Raw genomic sequence first — 15,933 nt, forward strand, 5'->3', positions numbered from 1 at the left:
TGGAGATCAATCATGTCCTATGTTGACGGATTCGTGCTGGTGGTGCCCAGGAAGAACCTCGCCGCGTATCGCCGAATGGCGAAGAAGGCGTGCCGCGTGTGGATGGACCACGGCGCGATGGAGTACCGCGAGTGCGTGGGAGATGACCTGAAGGTCAAGGGAATGGTGACCTTCCCTGCGATGGCCAAGTGCAAGCCCTCGGAGACGGTGGTCTTCGCGTGGATCACGTACCGTTCTCGCAAGCACCGCGACGCCGTGAACGCCAAGGTGATGAAGGATCCGCGACTGGCGGCCATGATGCCGACCGATGCGAAGAAGATGCCCTTCGACTGCTCCCGAATGGCCTACGGCGGGTTCAAGACCATCGTGTCCAGTTGATCCGCCGCCCGGCCGAAGAGGCGACGGATTCGGGCACGCGGCCTATGCTTCCGGTCCTGAAGGACAGGTGTCCGAGCGGCTGAAGGAGCGGCACTGGAAATGCCGTATGCGGGGTTTCCTGCATCGTGGGTTCGAATCCCACCCTGTCCGCTGGCGGAGAAGGGTTGAGGGGTGAGCCACCAGGGATCAGCGGATCCTTTCGGCTGTTGGCTGGCGGCTCATGGCTGGTGGTTTGCACATCACGGGCTGTAGCGCAGCTTGGTTAGCGCGTCTGACTGGGGGTCAGAAGGTCGGAGGTTCGAATCCTCTCAGCCCGATTTCACAGGCCGCCAACGGCGGCCACACTGTCGCGGGGTGCCCTTCCATATCTGCCTGGCGTTGGCCTTCGTGACGTGCTCCATGACCAATCCAGCCGCGGCCGTTCAGCGACTGGCCGACGTTCGTACCCGGCTGATCGACGCCGAGGCCGACGCAGTCCACACCGCCCTCGTCGAGTGGCTGGGGCGTTCGGGCGTGGAGCGGAATCTGCACGCCGCGCTGGACCGATTCGAAGGGCGCATGCGCGACGTGGAGAGCGGTGCGTGCATCGTTCGCACCTTCTGCCCCGAGTTGGCATCATCAGTCCAGTCGGGCGATGTGCTGCCGCGCGTGATCGATCTGCCCGGCGGCGAATCGGCGCTGGCCCGCATCCGCTTTCGGGCGGATGGCAACAACGTTCGATTCATCGCGGTGGAGGCGATGACGTTCGCGCCCCGCACGACGGAAGAGGTCGATGGGCTCCTCGCCGGGCTTCAGCAGGCATTCGCACCGTTCCAGCCGCGGCGCGTGCGGGTTTACGTGCATGGCGGGGCGCGGGGCGAGGGTGCGGGCGTAATGAGCGCGATTCCGGCGCACCCGCGGGCGACGGCATACAAGCGACTGCTCGCCGCGCCGCTGGTGATGTTGCAAGAGCGGGCGGCGACGCTTGCCAGCGATGATGCGAGCGAAGGCGGTGGCGGAATCCCGACCGTGACGGTGGCGCCACCGACCACCTTCGACTTCTACGACGACTACGCTCGGCGCTACGAGCAGTTCTGGCGTGAGCGGCCCGACCTGAAGCACCTGGTTCGATGCGAGACGCTGGATGATCTCATGTCCTTCCATGCCGCGGGCGGATTGCGGCTGGTGTTGATCGGCGGCGAGATTGCCGGCGTGATGGCCGCCTCTCCGGGCGTGGAGCACGGGCTGCGCGGCTGGTGGATGCGCGAGCGATTCCTCTACGACACGCATCGCGGCCAGGGGCTCGGCGCCGCCGCGCTGGCGGCATTTCTGCGATCACTGCCGAGCAGGCCCCACGACCTGCTGTACGGCACGATCGCGCCGAAGAATCAACCGTCCATGCGATCGGCCCTCGCGCTGGGGCGCGTGGACGTGGGTGGGTTGTGGTGGATCGAGCTGCCCCATGCGCGTTGACCGCTGCGTCTGCCATAACCTGACATTCGAGTCGCTCAAATCGATCCGCGACCGCGAGGATCTGGACTTTGAGGGTCTGCGCGCCCGCACGCGCTGCGCCACCGGCTGCCGTCTCTGCGAGCCGTATATCCGGCTGATGATTGAATCGGGCCGGACCGCGTTTCCAGTCCTGAGCGACGGAGAAGTGCGTGACATCATGGCGCGTTCGAGGGCGCGAACTGCGCCGCCTGACGCGCCGGGTGCGAATCACCGTTGATTGTCGGGACCGGAGTGAGCATCCACGACGCGGAGTATGGCGCTACGCTCGTCCGACCTTAGCCACATCAGCAACTCCACTCAGCCCCGCGGGGAGCTCACATGATTGACTATGTCCGCACCATGCTCATCAGCCAGTTCGAGGCGGCCCTGTGCATGATGGACCAGTGCATCCGCGCCTGTCCGCCTGAGCACTGGGAAGGGAAGATCGCCAACGGCACCTTCCGCTGGGCCGCGTACCACACGCTGTTCTGGGTTGACCTCTATCTCTCGCCGGGCGACGAGGACGCCTTTGAGCTGCGCGACCTGCATCGTCGCGGCGGGGACGAGCGACTGCCCGGCGCCTGCGTGGGGCTGAGCAAGGAGGAAACGATCGACTATCTGGCGATCTGCCGCCGGAAGATGCTCGACACGCTGGCGACGGAAACGACGGAATCTCTCCAGCGACCGTGCGCGATTCCGTGGCGGAAGTTTTCTCGCGGCGAACTGCATCTCTATAACCTGCGTCACGTGCAGCACCACGCCGGTCAGATGAGCGCGTACCTTCGACGGGTTGACCCCGCCCTGAGCGATCACAAGCAACTGCCGTGGATCGGTGCGGGCTGGCGCTCACGCTGAGGATCGCATCGAGGCGCCGGTGAGGGCGGCGGCAATCGCCAGCATCGCCGCAGCGGCGGTTTCGATGCGCAGCACGTACTCGCCGAGCGTGACGGGGCGTGCGCCGGCCTCGGTCACCGCGCCGATCTCCGCACCCGTGAAACCACCTTCGGGGCCGACGAGGCAGAGAATCGACCCGGGCTTTGACGCCGATGCGCCGCTGATCACGTGCGCCATCGGTTCGCCGCGCTGATCCGCGAGCAGCACCGGGATTCCCGCGGCGACGCCGGCACGAGCGACTTCCGCCGGCGCCGCCCCCGCGTGGATGGCGGGCAACCACGCGCGCTGACATTGCTTGCAGGATTCGATGGTGATCCGCCGCCACTTGTCCGCTGCGTCATCGCGGCGGGGCGGACGGCCGCGCTCGCAGTGCAGCGGAGTGAAGTCGGTCATGCCCAGCTGGGTGGCCATGTCGAGCATCACGGCGAGACGCTCGCCTGTCGGCAGCGCGGAGGCCAGGTGGAGACACGCGAGTGGAGCGGGGCGATGCTCGATCGATTCGACCTGCACTGCGACGCGGCGCGAACCAGCCCCACCCTGCAGAACGGTGGCGATCGCAACGCTGCCCGCGCCATCGAACAATCGCACCGACTCGTGCGGGCGCAGACGGCGCGAGGCGGCGTGGGCCGCTTCGCGACGGTCCAGCACGAACGTGCCCGGCGCGGCCGGAAGCGCCTCGGAGTAGAACCAGTGGATCGTCATGCGTCGTGCCCGTCACGCCGGCTGGTCATGTACACATCGTACCGCACGAGTTTGCTTCGAATGGCGAACGACGGATCGGGCGCGAGCGGCGGCGCATCGTCCGATCGCTTGACCACCACGCGCTCACGGGCGACGCCGCGGGCAATTTCGAACAGAGATGCCGCGTCGAGATCATCACCCACCGCGGCGCGGACGAGACGGATGGCCTTCTTCGAAAGCGCCGACTTCGACTTGTGCGGGAACATCGGATCGAGGTACACCGCGTCCGGCGGCGGGCGGAGCGTCGGCAGGATGGCGTGGGCGTCGCCCTGGCGCAGTTCGAGCCGCCCATCCAGCCGCAGATTGACGGCGGGGTTGGTTCGAACGCGATCAAGTTCTTCCGCGAGCAATGGGAACAGCAGAGGCGAGCGCTCGACCGCGATCACGCGGAAGCCCGACATCGCCAGCAGAAACGCATCCCGCCCCAGCCCGGCGGTGGCGTCCGCGATCGTCCCGACCCGCTCGCCGAAAGCGCGGCGGAGGGGATCGCGTTTCGGCAGCCCTGCGGGGGTCAATCGCCTGAGCAGGTCATCGAAGCAGGGGGTGACGCCTCGCTCCGGCGGCGTCTCCGCGTCGCACAGCGCGAGCACGCCGTCGGCGCGGCGCACCAGGCGCATGTGATTCGGCGGTTCGCTCATGAGCGCCCCACCTGAACGAGTCGCGAAGGCGGCGGTTCATCCCGCACGACCACGCGTGAGGCCAGCGCCGGGGCGGCCAGAGTCAGACGCCGCAGCAATAAACGCCACTCCGCAAACTCGTAGGGGATCGAGCGCGCCGTGTGCAGGTCGGCGATCTTTCGATGAGCATGCTCGAACAGATCCTGCTGCCACTCCCGCGCAGCAGGATCGCAGAAGTAGACGCGGCAGCCCATCGGGCGGATGGCGTGAACCGTGCAGCGGCCGCGCGAGAGGAACGGGCAGTCGCCGCGCGCCTGGGCAGCGTCGATCACCTGCACCGAAAGAGTCGTCGCAACCGATGCGCGATCCGGCGGAGGAGGCGTTTCCGCCCGTTCCGACACGTCAACCGAGGCCGCACCGGGGTCCGCTCCACCGCGTGTCTCGATGGCGGCTTGACGCAGAAACCACGCCGCCTCCAGCCCTGTCACGTACAACCGATGCCCCCACTGCTCAAAGCGGCAGCAGCGCCCCGAGACGTCGCATCGAGGCCGTGCCGCCGCGGTCTCCCGCGCAATCAGATCGTGAATCGACCGAATCCCGGCGTCCACCTCGGACAGGGCGGCTCCATCAATCCACGCGCGGGCCGCGGCGTCGCCGCGATGGATCGTCGGATCGATCACCGCGAGGCGTCCCGTTGGATGCGGATCGACTCGATGGGCACCAGCCGCCCCGAGTCCATGCCCGGGCAGGGCGTGTGACGCTTGACGCGCTCCCAAGTCGAGCGCGAACGGAGATTCTCCGGCCAGAATGGCCAGGTGCGGCACTGCATGGGGCGGGACTTGTAGATCGAACACACCGCCCTGCCGGGATACGTGGTCCGGTCGAGAAACACGCAATCCTGCCCGTGCTTGGTGGCGCGCTCGTTGAGCGATCGCCGGGCGCCCTCACGCCGGGTGTATTGGTCTAGGAATGTCTCCTCGGTCAGTCCCAGCTCCTCCGCCATGGCGCGGCCCTCTTCAGGCGTGAACCACACGTATCCCGGCGGCCCGGTGCAGCAGTTGCCGCATTGCGTGCAACTGAAACGGAGACCATCGGCATACCACTCCGCCGGCTCGATCGAGGCCTGGGTCGCGGGCACGTCGGGCTGGGCCGGAGAGCCGTCAGGCATCGGTCGGCTCCGTGGGCGGCTCCTCATCCCCGTGCAGGCGCACCAGATGCACCTCGGGCTTGGAGCGGCGCGGCTTCAGGTGATCCAGTTCATCGGGCCGGTCGTCGTAGGCCACGCGGCAGACCGAGTAACACTCGAAGGATGACCACTCGGGATAGTCCTGCAGGGCGGCCTCGATCAGACCCTCCAGTTCGCTGAGCGACTTGGCGCTGGCCCACACTGTCATGAACGCGGATCGGTCGTTGAGGTCGTCATGCACCAGCAGGGTGGCGTACCACAGGGTCATGCCCAGTTCACGCCCCCCGTCATCCACGTTGCGGTCGGGATCGACGTTGAGCTCCAGCCGCCAGCGGCGCCGGAGCTCAAGGATCACGTCGTCCAGCGTCGGCAGCGTCTCCTCGGACGTGTCCAGCACCGGACGGATGGTGGCGTCGTGCGGATGCGTCGGATCGGCGGCCGGCCAGGTTTCCTCCACCTGCTCGATGTGAAGCTGGCTGAGCAGGGCCTCCACCGGCTGACGCAGATCAGGCGGCACATGGATGGACAGCCCCTTCCACTGGTCGAGGAACACCTCGATGAACGGATCCTCGCTGTTGGCCCCGGCCCCCACGGCGCCGTCTTCGAGGAAGACCGGCTCAAAATCCTCCCACGTCTCCAGGAACTCGGAGATGGAGATCGGTTCATCCTCGCGCCCGATGTACACGTCCACCGTGCGGTAGGCGTCGTAGGAGTCGATCTCGATGATGGGCGACACCTGCGCCGGAAGCAGCGTGAAGGCCCGCTGAAGCAGCGGACGCAGCCGTTCATGCGACACCACGATATGAAAGGTGTAGGTGTCCGGCTCGTCGTCCTGGGCCGGGTTATAGGTCAGGGTGTACCCCTGACGCGGCGGACGGGGGTCCACCGGCTCCAATCCGAGGGGAAGGGCGTAGTCGCCCAGCCGGACTCGCTCAAGGTCTGATCTGACGCGGAGGATCGACATGAATCGTCAGTGTATTCGGGCAAGCGGGTTGCCGGTGATCGGTTCCCAGGGGTCGCGGGTGGAATCGACTGACGCCTCTTTGACGCGTCGAAGCCCTGTTCTCATTGGCGCCTCCCCCACAACCGGCCCGTTTCCTTTATGATGGGCCGCGGTCGCCCGCGGGGGCGGCGAAGTCGGCTCGACTGGCGAGGAGTGCGTGATGGCAGGCGACCGTGGTCATTGGGGAAGCCGCATGGGCTTCATCCTCGCAGCGGCGGGGTCGGCGATCGGGCTGGGAAACATCTGGAAGTTCCCGTACATCACCGGCGCCAACGGCGGCGGGTGGTTCGTGCTGATCTACCTCATCTGCATCGCCGTGGTGGGCCTGCCCATCATGATGGCGGAGATCTTCATCGGCCGCACGGCCCAGAAGTCGCCCGTGGGCGCCTTCCGGGCGCTGTCCGCACCACGCAGTCCGTGGATGGGCGTGGGCTGGATGGGCGTGGCGGCGGGATTCATCGTCCTGTCGTACTACAGCGTGGTGGCCGGATGGGCCATGCACTACTCGTGGCTGTCACTCACCGGCGCGCTCACCGGCGACACGCAGGAGCAGATCAACGAGACGTTCGGCGGGCTCTATACCAGCCCGGGGCTGAACCTCTTCTGGCACGCGCTCTTCATGGGGCTGACAATCGCGATCGTGATCGGGGGCATCCGCTCGGGCCTCGAGCGCGCCAGCAAGATCCTGATGCCCCTCCTGTTCGTGTTGATGATCGTGCTGCTCGCACGGGCGACGACCATGGAAGGGTTCGGCCGGGCGGTGGACTTCGTCTTCGCGCCCAACGCCGACAAGCTCACGGCGGCGGGCGTGCTCGAGGCGCTGGGGCACTCATTCTTCACCCTGTCGCTCGGCATGGGCGCGATGATCACGTACGGCAGCTACCTGAAATCGAAGGAGGACATGGTCTCCACGTCGGTCACCATCGGCGTGCTCGACACCATGATCGCCCTCATGGCGTGCCTCGTGCTGTATCCCATCACGTTCAGCTTCGGCATGGAGCCCGGACGGACCGTCGGGCTGGTGTTCATGAACATGCCGCTGGCCTTCGCCCAGATGCCGGGCGGGGCGATCTGGGGCACGATGTTCTTCATCCTGCTCACGTTCGCCGCCCTCACCAGCGCCATCTCCCTGCTGGAGGTGACGGTGAGCTACTTCATCGACGAGCGGGGCTGGAGCCGGACGCTGGCGACGCTGGTATGCGGGCTGGCCATCCTGTTGCTGGGCGTTCCCTCCGCACTCAGCGGCGGAACCGCGCTCTTCGGCTCGGGCTTCCAGTCGCTCACCGCGCCCCTCGGACTGGCCGAGGGCGAGGGCATGAACTGGTTCGATTTCCTCGACTACCTCGCGAGCAACTGGCTGCTGCCTCTGGGCGGGCTGGGCATCGCGATGTTCGTGGCCTGGCGCGTGGGCGGCAAGGCCCGCGAGGAAGGGTTCAAGGCCGGCACCCGGCTCGGCAAGCTTTACTGGGGCTGGGTGTTTCTGCTTCGATTCATCGTGCCCATCGGCGTGCTGGGCGTGTTCCTGCACGCCATCGGCGTGATCTGACCTGACCGACGATTCACTCCCCGGAGCGACGCATGGACCGGCTGATCCAACTTTATCACGACTACGTGCCTGAGTTCACGGACAACATCCTGTGGGGGACGCACACGTTCATCGTGCTGCTTGGCGTGGGCCTGCTCTTCACCATCTGGAGCAAGTTCATCCAGTATCGAGCGCTGACCCACGGCGTCACCGTCATCCGCGGCAAGTACGACGACAAGAAGGATCCCGGCGCCATCAACCACTTCCAGGCCCTCTCCGCCGCCCTCTCGGCGACCGTCGGTCTCGGCAACATCGGCGGCGTGGCGGTCGCCGTGGCCGTGGGCGGACCGGGGGCGGTCTTCTGGATGTGGGTCGTGGGCTTCCTCGGCATGGCCATCAAGAGCGTCGAAGTGACGCTGGCCATGCTGCACCGCGACGTGAGCGACCCGGAGAACCCTCACGGCGGGGCCATGTTCGTCATCAAGCGCGGCTGGGGCGACAAGGTGGGCGGGGCGGCCAAGCCCATCGCCTTCATCATCGGCGCCATCTTCGTCGTCACACTGCTCATCTCCACCATGACGGGCGGCAACATGTTCCAGGTGTGGAACGTGTCACGCATCACCAACGAGTACTTTGGCATCGACACCCGCATCACCGGCATCGTGCTGGCCTCGCTGACGGCCCTGGTCATCATCGGCGGCATCAAGCGCATCGGCGCGGTCGCCGGGCGACTGGTCCCGCTGATGTGCGGCATGTACCTGCTCGGCGGCATCGTGGTGCTGGTGGTCAAGGCCGCCAACATTCCTGAACTGCTCTGGTACATCGTGCGCGACGCCTTCAACCCGCACGAGGCCACCGGCGCGTTCCTCGGCGCCACCGCGTGGTTCGGGCTGACCACCGGCCTGAGACGGGCGCTTTTCTCCAACGAGGCGGGTCAGGGCTCCTCACCCATCGCCCACTCCGCCGCCAAGACCGATGAACCCGTCCGCGAAGGCGTGGTGGCCGGGCTCGAACCCTTCATCGACACCTGCCTGGTCTGCACACTCACCGCGCTGGTAATTCTCTCCACGGGCACATGGAACCGGGAGGCGGTCGGCGAGTTCAAGGGCGACGTGATCATCGCCCAGGTGCAGAACGACGCCGGGCAGACCGTGACGGCGGTGCAGGCCTCCACCTCGCTCGACGCACTGCCCAAGCTGCCCGCACCGGACAACTGGTACGACGGCAACCGCTTCTTCCTGCTGGGAGAAGTCGATCAGATCGCCGCCAACACCGGCACCAACCGGGTGCGCGTGGGCGGGCGGCTGGTCACAGGCGACACCGACGCCGATGGAGACGGACTCAAGGATCTCGTGATCGCCTGGGACACGCCCCCCGACGGGGTGCGTCTGCTCAACAAGGGCGTCTACCGCGACATCGTGGGAGCGCCTCTCACCGGACATGCCTTTGACCGCGCTATTCCCGGGCTGGGCAAGTACCTCGTCACGATGGTCTGCTGGCTTTTCGCCTTCTCCACCATGATCTCGTGGTCCTACTACGGCGAGCAGGGGGTGGTCTTCCTGTTCGGCAAGAAGCTGGCTGGCGGGGCGGTGCTCCTCTACAAGCTCATCTTCTGCGCCCTGGCGATCGTGGCCAGTTGGCCCGGCTTCCTCGAGACGGATGCGCAGCTGGGCCTGCTGGCCGACCTTGGCACGGGCGTGATGCTCTTCGCCAACGTGCCCATCATCGTGTTCATGGGATACCAGTCGATGCGGGCGTTCAACGACTATTTCAGTCGTCTGCGACGGGGCGAGATGGAGCCCCCCCATCAGGCCCCGCCCATGGCGGACGTCATCGAGGGCCGGGACGTGAAGTGACGCCCTGACGGCCTTCGACGACGGCGACAAGCACGAAATCACTCCAAAGCCCGCGGTTTTCGGACCGCGGGCTTTTGCCATCCCCTCGCTTCGACCGATCCTGTAGGGGGCGTCGGACGTATGGATCGCCTGACTCATCGGGCGCGAGCCCTGCACCAGGGGAGAGACATGTCCCTCGAAGCGTGGATCACCATCGCGGTTGTCGTGGGCGTACTGCTGGGGCTGGCGTTGACGCGCATCGCCGCCGATCTCATCATGCTCGCCGCGCTCACGGCGCTGATGGCGATTGACGCCATCGTGCCGGGCGTGACGATCTTCGACAAGCCGGTGGATGGCATTCTCGGCTTCGCCAACGAGGGCGTGCTGACCGTGGGCGTGCTGTTCGCGGTGGCGGCGGGGCTGCGCGAGACGGGCGGCATGGCCATGCTGGTGCAGCGTGTGCTGGGCATGCCCAAGTCGCTGGCGGCGGCCCAGGCGCGCATGATGCTCCCCACCGCGGGCATGAGCGCGTTCATGAACAACACGCCGCTCGTGGCCATGATGATGCCCGTCGTCATTGACTGGTCCAAGAAGCTCCGCCAGCCCGCCTCGAAACTCCTGCTGCCGCTCTCCTACGCAGCCATCCTGGGAGGCGTCTGCACGCTGATCGGCACCAGCACCAACCTCGTGGTGCATGGACTGATGATCGAGCACGAGCGTGCCTCGGGCGTGGCGCGGCCCGTCGGGCTTCACATGTTCGACATCACCTGGGTGGGCGTGCCCTGCGCCCTGGCGGGGCTGGTCTACATCCTCATCGCCAGCAAGTGGCTGCTGCCGGACCGCACGCCCGCCGTCAGCAGCACCGGCGATCCGCGCGAATACACCGTCGAGATGATGGTGGAGGAAGGCAGCGCCTTGGTCGGCAAGACCATCGAGCAGGCGGGTCTGCGGCAGTTGCCGGGGTTATTTCTCATCGAGATCGAACGGGCCGGCGAGGTGCTTCCCGCCGTCGCTCCGCAGACCACGCTGCTGGCCAACGATCGACTGGTCTTCGCGGGCATGGTGGATGCGGTGGTGGACCTGCAGAAGATCCGGGGGCTGCGTCCCGCCACCAACCAGGTGTTCAAGCTGGATTCGCCGCGGGCCATTCGATGTCTGATCGAAGTCGTGGTATCCAACACCTGCCGCGTCGCAGGCCAGTCGATCCGCGATGGCAAGTTCCGCACCGTGTACAACGCCGCCGTCATCGCCGCCGCCCGCAATGGCGAGCGGCTGCGCGGCAAGATCGGCGACATCGTGCTGCGCCCCGGCGACACGCTGCTGCTCGAGGCGCACCCCTCCTTCTTCGAGCAGCACCGCAACTCGCGCGACTTCTACCTGGCCAACCGGCTGCCGGGCTCCAACCCGCCCCGGCACGAGAAGGCGTGGGTGGCCATCGGCATCCTCGCGGGCATGGTGGTGGCGGCGTCGCTGGGGCTGAGCATGCTCATCGCCGCGCTCCTGGCCGGCGGCCTGATGGTGCTGACGCGCTGCGTCAACGCCTCCACCGCCCGCCGCGCCGTGGACTGGCAGATTCTGCTCGTCATCGGCGCAGCGCTGGGCATCGGCAAGGCGATGGAATCGTCCGGCGCGGCGGAGGCCATCGTGAGCGTCTTCAGCGGCATCGGAGGCGACAGTCCGTGGCTGGCGCTCCTTGTCATCTACCTGCTGACCTTGTTCTTTACCGAAGTCATGACCAACAACGCCGCCGCCGCCCTGATGTTCCCCATCGCCACGGCGACCGCCGAGAAACTCGGCGTGAGCGGCATGCCCTACTACATCGGCATCATGATCGCGGCCTCCTGCGCCTTCGCCACCCCCATCGGCTACCAGACCAACCTGATGGTCTACGGTCCCGGCGGATACCGATTCACCGACTACCTGCGCTTCGGCGGTGGGCTCAACCTCGTGGTCGCCGTTGTCGCCCTGGCGCTGATTCCGCTCATCTACAGGTTCTGACACCGCCGCGAGCGGCGCCGCATGGACCGTACCATCCTGCGATGTGGTCGGTCGCTGACATCGCGGACGCCTTGATTGACGGCCTGGCCCGCGCTGAAGCCCGGTTGACCGAGGAGCACGCCATCTATGGGCTGGACGCCCTAGATGAACTGGGTCTGCACCCGGTGATCGAGCAGGCCTTTCGGGAGGCGGGATTCGGCGTGCATCGCGAACAGCGCTATCCCGCCGACCGCATCCTCGCACGCTTCAGCGAGGGCCAGCGATGCGACTTCGTGCTCACGCCGGACGGCTGCGGCCTGCGTGAGCCGGACCGTCCCCCCACGCTCTTCGACCCGCCCGATGCCGTGCCGCTGGACGAGGCCTTCTGGCTGGAGATCAAGACCGCCAGACAGTTCACGACCGACGGCCCCAACCCGCGATACACCACTGAGATGCTCTCGGTATCGCGGGCGGATGTCTCCAAGTTGAGCAGGGACAGGCACATCCTGCACGCCGGGCTGGGGCTGGCGGCGTTCGTCGAGGATCAGCGCGTGGCGGACAATGATTTGAGCGTGTGGTACGAGCGCGCCGTGGCCAGAGGGCTGCCGATTGGCTTTCCCAGCATGCGATTGACGCCCATCACCAATCGCCTGGGCAACGGATTGTGCGCCATCGCCATCTGTCCGGTCAACCATCTGTAGGAATCATCCGGCCGGCCAAGAATACGTCTCCCGTGCCGATCGTTCCTGTGGTAGCATTCCGGGCACTCACTTTTCCACGAGGAGGCAGGTCCATGCGAATCAATCGAACTGGAACGATCGTGCTGGGCGGCACCTTGCTGGCGGTCGCTCCGTGCTGGGCACAGGGAGCCCGCACCGACACACCGACCGCGGCCCGCGCCGCTTCGGTCGCCGGTGACCCCGCCAAGGTGCTGGCCGAACTCGAGGCCCACGAGGCCCTCAAGCCCGGTCCGCAGCCGCGCACCACGGAAGCCGAGGCGTACGCCGTCTGGGCGTCGCAGAACAGCTTCTACAACACCAAGCGGGCCAAGCTCATCGGCGACCTGTGGCGGGCTGACCCCAAAGCCCCGCAACTCAAGGAGCTCATGACCTTCCGCTGGCAGAACGCCGCCATGCTGCGCGGTGTGGACGTGACCGGCGAGATCGAGGCCTTCGCCAAGCACCACCCGGACGCTTCAGAGGCGGTGCAGACCGGCCGCTTCATTCTCGCCAGCAACGCGATCAACGCCTGGCGCACCGACGGCGCCAAGGCCGAGGCGGCCCTCAACGACTTCCTGAAGGCCTACCCGGATGATCCGCGCGGCGCCACCCTGCTGGCCAACGCCGCCCGGCTGGCGGGCGATGAGGAGAAGGCGCTGGGCTTCAACAAGCGCCTCGCCTCCGAGTACGCCAACACCGACGCGGGCCGCCGCGCCCTCGGCCAGATCCGCCAGGCGGAAGGCGTGGGCAAGACCTTCGAGCTGGCCTTCACCGACCACCTGACGGGCAAGCCCATCTCGATGGACGAACTGCGCGGCAAGGTGGTGGTGATCGACTTCTGGGCCACGTGGTGCGGGCCGTGCATCGCCGAGATGCCCAAGATGAAGGAGCTGTACGCCAAGTACAAGGATCAGGGCGTGGAGTTCATCGGCGTGTCGCTCGACCAGCCCGCCGACCGAGGCGGCGATAAGGCCCTGACCAAGTACTGCGAGGAGAACGGCATCACCTGGCCCCAGTACTATCAGGGCAACTACTGGCAGAGCGAGTTTTCTGTCAGCTGGGGCATCAACGCCATTCCCGCCCTCTTCATCGTGGACAAGGAAGGCAAGCTTCACTCCACCAAGGCCCGCGGCCAGCTGGAGCGAATGATTCCCGAACTGCTCGCCAAGTGACCCGGCGACGCTCCTGACCATCAACCCACGAGCCGCGGGAGAGTCGCTCTCCCGCGGCTTTCGTTTGGACGGACTATCAGGGGGGAGAAGGTGCGGTGGAAGCCGCGCCCCAGCCGCCGTCCCATCAATGCACCTTCCGCAGCCGCGCGGGGGGGATGCCCAGCTGTGAGCGGTACTTCACCACGGTGCGGCGGGCGAGCTCCACGCCGCGCTTCTTGAGTTCGGCGGCCAGGGCGTCGTCGCTGAGCGGCCTGGACTTATCCTCGCCGTCGATGATCTCCTTGAGCATCGCCCGCACCGCCTGCCACGACATCTCTTCGCCCGAGTCGGTGGTGGCCCCGCCGGAGAAGAACCCGCGCAGCGCCACCATGCCGCGCGGCGTCTGCAGCCACTTGTCCGCCACGGCGCGACTGACGGTCGCGACGTGAATGCCCAGTTGATCCGCCACCTCGGTCATGGGCAGGGGCTTGAGGTGCGCCGGACCGTAGTCGAAGTAGTCGCGCTGGCGCGACAGCACCACGTTCACCACGCGCAGCAGCGTGTTCTTTCGCTGGTTGATGGCGTCGATGAGCCAGCTGGCGCTGCGGATGCCGTTCTGGGCGAACTCCCGCGTCTGCTTGTCCAGCGTCTTGTCGGTCGCCAGACGCTCCGCCTCGGTGGAGATGCGCAGCACGGGCAGGATGCCGTCCGCCAGACGGGCCACGTAGGTGTCGGTGGATTCCTCGTACTCGATGATGACGTCCGGGATGATCGGCTGGGCGTCCACGGGGACCAGGTCGCGGCCAGGGTGAAGGTTCAGCCGACGCATCAGCCCCATGGCGTGACGGATGCGCTCCATCGTCAGACCGGACTTCTGCTCGATGCGCGGCAGGCGGTTCTGGATGAGGTCGTCGAAGTGGTGCTGCAGCAGCGTGGCCACGTCGGCCCACTCGCCGGGATCGGTCAGATCGTCGCTGAGGCGATCGACCTGCAGCAGCAGACATTCACGCTGGTTGCGGGCGGCGATGCCGGGCGGGTCGAGGTTGGATTGCAACTCCGCCAGCGCCTCTTCCAGCAGTTCCCGCGACATGCTGACGCCCTGAAACATCGGCTGCCGCTCGAGGATGGTGTCGAGATCCGTCGAGAGGAACCCGTCATCGTTGATGTGCTGGATGAGCAGACGCCCCGCCGCGTGAATCTCGTCGCTCACGTCGATGAATGTCCACTGCTGCAGCAGCTGCTCGGTCAGCCCCTCGCCTCGGGCGGCGTGGTTGGCCATGGCGTCCATCTTGCCGTCGCGCTCACCGGCGTGCCGGGCGGGCGAGTACATGTCGCCCACGTACTCGTTCTCGGCGGCCTCGGCGTAGCTGGATTCGAACTCGTTGAGTCGCTCGAACTCGTGGGAGTCGCCCACGATCAACTCGCTCTCGCGCGCGTCGGTTTCGGGTTCCTGCTCCGGCTCCGCGACGGACTCGGCGCTCTCCGCGTCCGGCTCGTCCGTCGCCTGCTCCAGCGCGATGTTGGATTCCAGCTCCTGCTCGATGCGTTCCTGCAGCTCCATGAGCGGCATCTGCAGAATCTCCATGGACTGGATCATCCGGGGCGCCAGCTTCATCTGCTGGCTGAGGCGCATCTGTTGGCTGGCGTCGAATCGCATGGCGAGTCGGTGCTTCGGTGACTCCAGAATCCTGACGGCGTCCGCCCGACCGCGCGGCCGGGCGTGAATCTCCACCTCGCCATCTTATCGACGATGCGGCAGGCCGAGCGGGAAGAACCACGGTCAATCGCTCAGGGCATCTGCTGCCGACCCTGAATCGCGTCGCCCAGCACGGCCCGGTTGGCGTATTCGAGCTGCGAGCCGGTGGGCAGTCCGCGGGCCAGCCGTGACACCGCCACGCCACGGCGGCGCAGGTCTTCGGCGATGTGCATGGCCGTGCCGTCGCCTTCAAGATCCGGATTCAGGCCGAGGATCACTTCGCGCACCGCCTCGCCCCTCGCGTTGCTGGCGGGGTCATCCACGCGATGGAGCAGTGCTTCGAGCGTGATGTCCCGCGGTCCCACGCCGGCCAGCGGATCAAGACGGCCCATCAGCACGTGGTACACGCCCCGGTACATGCCTGTCTGTTCCAGCGCGATCAGATCGCGCGGCTGCTCGACGACCAGGATGGTCGCCGCGTCGCGCCGCGGGTCGGCGCAGATCGGACATGGGTCCGCGTCGGTCAGGTTGTAGCAGATCGAACAATGGCGGACATTCTTCTTCACGTCCGTCACCGCATGGGCCAGGCGCAGGGCCTCGTCCGAGGGCGACTTGAGAACGTGAAACGCCAGACGCTCCGCCGTGCGCCGTCCGATGCCCGGCAGCGAGGCGAAGGCCTGGATGAGCCGGTTGACCGCCTCGGGGTAGGGACCAGGTTCGTTGGGGCGACGGGCGATGAGC

At 66.7% G+C, this 15,933-nt stretch carries 16 protein-coding genes and 2 tRNA genes; 11 read left to right on the forward strand and 7 right to left on the reverse strand.

Annotated elements, in window-relative coordinates:
• Positions 1-12 precede the first annotated feature (12 nt).
• The 6 genes from HRU76_00665 to HRU76_00690 all read left to right on the forward strand — a co-directional run bounded on the left by HRU76_00665 (position 13) and on the right by HRU76_00690 (position 2,703).
• A complete protein-coding gene (locus HRU76_00665) occupies positions 13-378 on the forward strand; it encodes a DUF1428 domain-containing protein (protein ID QOJ16198.1) in 366 nt (121 codons plus the stop codon).
• Positions 379-439: 61 nt separating this feature from the next.
• Positions 440-528 (forward strand) — tRNA-Ser (locus HRU76_00670).
• Between the two features lie 92 nt (positions 529-620).
• Positions 621-695 (forward strand) — tRNA-Pro (locus tag HRU76_00675).
• Positions 696-777: 82 nt separating this feature from the next.
• Entirely contained in the window at positions 778-1,830 is a 1,053-nt protein-coding gene (locus HRU76_00680; protein QOJ16199.1) for a hypothetical protein, read from the forward strand.
• Positions 1,820-2,086: a hypothetical protein gene (locus HRU76_00685; GenBank protein QOJ16200.1), complete on the forward strand. Its 267-nt coding sequence runs from the start codon at positions 1,820-1,822 to the stop codon at positions 2,084-2,086. Before HRU76_00680 ends, HRU76_00685 begins: the two co-directional genes overlap by 11 nt.
• Positions 2,087-2,187: 101 nt before the next feature.
• Positions 2,188-2,703, forward strand: a complete 516-nt coding sequence (locus HRU76_00690; protein QOJ16201.1) for a DinB family protein — start codon at positions 2,188-2,190, stop codon at positions 2,701-2,703.
• Here the strand turns inward: HRU76_00690 and HRU76_00695 are convergent.
• The 5 genes from HRU76_00695 to HRU76_00715 are packed head-to-tail and all read right to left on the reverse strand — an operon-like array spanning position 2,695 to position 6,250.
• Positions 2,695-3,444 carry a 16S rRNA (uracil(1498)-N(3))-methyltransferase gene (locus HRU76_00695; GenBank protein QOJ16202.1) on the reverse strand — a complete coding sequence of 250 codons (750 nt, stop codon included), beginning with the start codon at positions 3,442-3,444 and terminating at the stop codon, positions 2,695-2,697. The two genes, HRU76_00690 and HRU76_00695, sit on opposite strands and share 9 nt — an antisense overlap.
• Positions 3,441-4,121, reverse strand: a complete 681-nt coding sequence (locus HRU76_00700; GenBank protein QOJ16203.1) for a class I SAM-dependent methyltransferase — start codon at positions 4,119-4,121, stop codon at positions 3,441-3,443. The genes HRU76_00695 and HRU76_00700 overlap by 4 nt, the downstream gene beginning before the upstream one ends.
• Positions 4,118-4,780 carry a YkgJ family cysteine cluster protein gene (locus HRU76_00705; protein QOJ16204.1) on the reverse strand — a complete coding sequence of 221 codons (663 nt, stop codon included), beginning with the start codon at positions 4,778-4,780 and terminating at the stop codon, positions 4,118-4,120. The genes HRU76_00700 and HRU76_00705 overlap by 4 nt, the downstream gene beginning before the upstream one ends.
• Positions 4,777-5,268, reverse strand: coding sequence for a YkgJ family cysteine cluster protein (locus tag HRU76_00710; protein ID QOJ16205.1), 492 nt, complete (start codon positions 5,266-5,268; stop codon positions 4,777-4,779). Before HRU76_00710 ends, HRU76_00705 begins: the two co-directional genes overlap by 4 nt.
• On the reverse strand, positions 5,261-6,250 hold the full coding sequence (locus HRU76_00715) for a hypothetical protein (protein QOJ16206.1): 990 nt from the start codon (positions 6,248-6,250) through the stop codon (positions 5,261-5,263). Before HRU76_00715 ends, HRU76_00710 begins: the two co-directional genes overlap by 8 nt.
• Before the next feature lie 199 nt (positions 6,251-6,449).
• Here HRU76_00715 and HRU76_00720 point away from each other — a divergent pair, with 199 nt between their 5' ends.
• The 5 genes from HRU76_00720 to HRU76_00740 all read left to right on the forward strand — a co-directional run bounded on the left by HRU76_00720 (position 6,450) and on the right by HRU76_00740 (position 13,517).
• Positions 6,450-7,835: a sodium-dependent transporter gene (locus HRU76_00720; protein QOJ16207.1), complete on the forward strand. Its 1,386-nt coding sequence runs from the start codon at positions 6,450-6,452 to the stop codon at positions 7,833-7,835.
• A gap of 32 nt (positions 7,836-7,867) precedes the next feature.
• Positions 7,868-9,670 (forward strand): sodium:alanine symporter family protein, encoded by a 1,803-nt coding sequence (locus HRU76_00725; GenBank protein QOJ16208.1) that lies wholly within the window; start codon positions 7,868-7,870, stop codon positions 9,668-9,670.
• 168 nt (positions 9,671-9,838) lie between these two features.
• Complete coding sequence (locus HRU76_00730) at positions 9,839-11,647, forward strand: SLC13 family permease (protein ID QOJ16209.1); 1,809 nt, start codon at positions 9,839-9,841, stop codon at positions 11,645-11,647.
• 41 nt (positions 11,648-11,688) lie between these two features.
• Positions 11,689-12,327 carry a hypothetical protein gene (locus tag HRU76_00735; GenBank protein QOJ16210.1) on the forward strand — a complete coding sequence of 213 codons (639 nt, stop codon included), beginning with the start codon at positions 11,689-11,691 and terminating at the stop codon, positions 12,325-12,327.
• A 92-nt stretch (positions 12,328-12,419) separates the two neighbouring features.
• Positions 12,420-13,517: a TlpA family protein disulfide reductase gene (locus HRU76_00740; GenBank protein ID QOJ16211.1), complete on the forward strand. Its 1,098-nt coding sequence runs from the start codon at positions 12,420-12,422 to the stop codon at positions 13,515-13,517.
• Between the two features lie 124 nt (positions 13,518-13,641).
• On the opposite strand, the gene rpoN is transcribed toward HRU76_00740, so the two are convergent.
• Both rpoN and recR read right to left on the reverse strand, forming a co-directional pair.
• A complete protein-coding gene (gene rpoN / locus HRU76_00745) occupies positions 13,642-15,153 on the reverse strand; it encodes an RNA polymerase factor sigma-54 (protein ID QOJ16212.1) in 1,512 nt (503 codons plus the stop codon).
• A gap of 131 nt (positions 15,154-15,284) precedes the next feature.
• The gene (gene recR / locus HRU76_00750; protein ID QOJ19050.1) at positions 15,285-15,929 is read right to left on the reverse strand and encodes a recombination protein RecR; all 645 of its coding nucleotides are present in this window, start codon (positions 15,927-15,929) and stop codon (positions 15,285-15,287) included.
• Positions 15,930-15,933: the final 4 nt, after the last annotated feature.

The organism is Phycisphaeraceae bacterium (genome assembly GCA_015709595.1).
Taxonomy (GTDB): Bacteria; Planctomycetota; Phycisphaerae; order Phycisphaerales; family SM1A02; genus CAADGA01.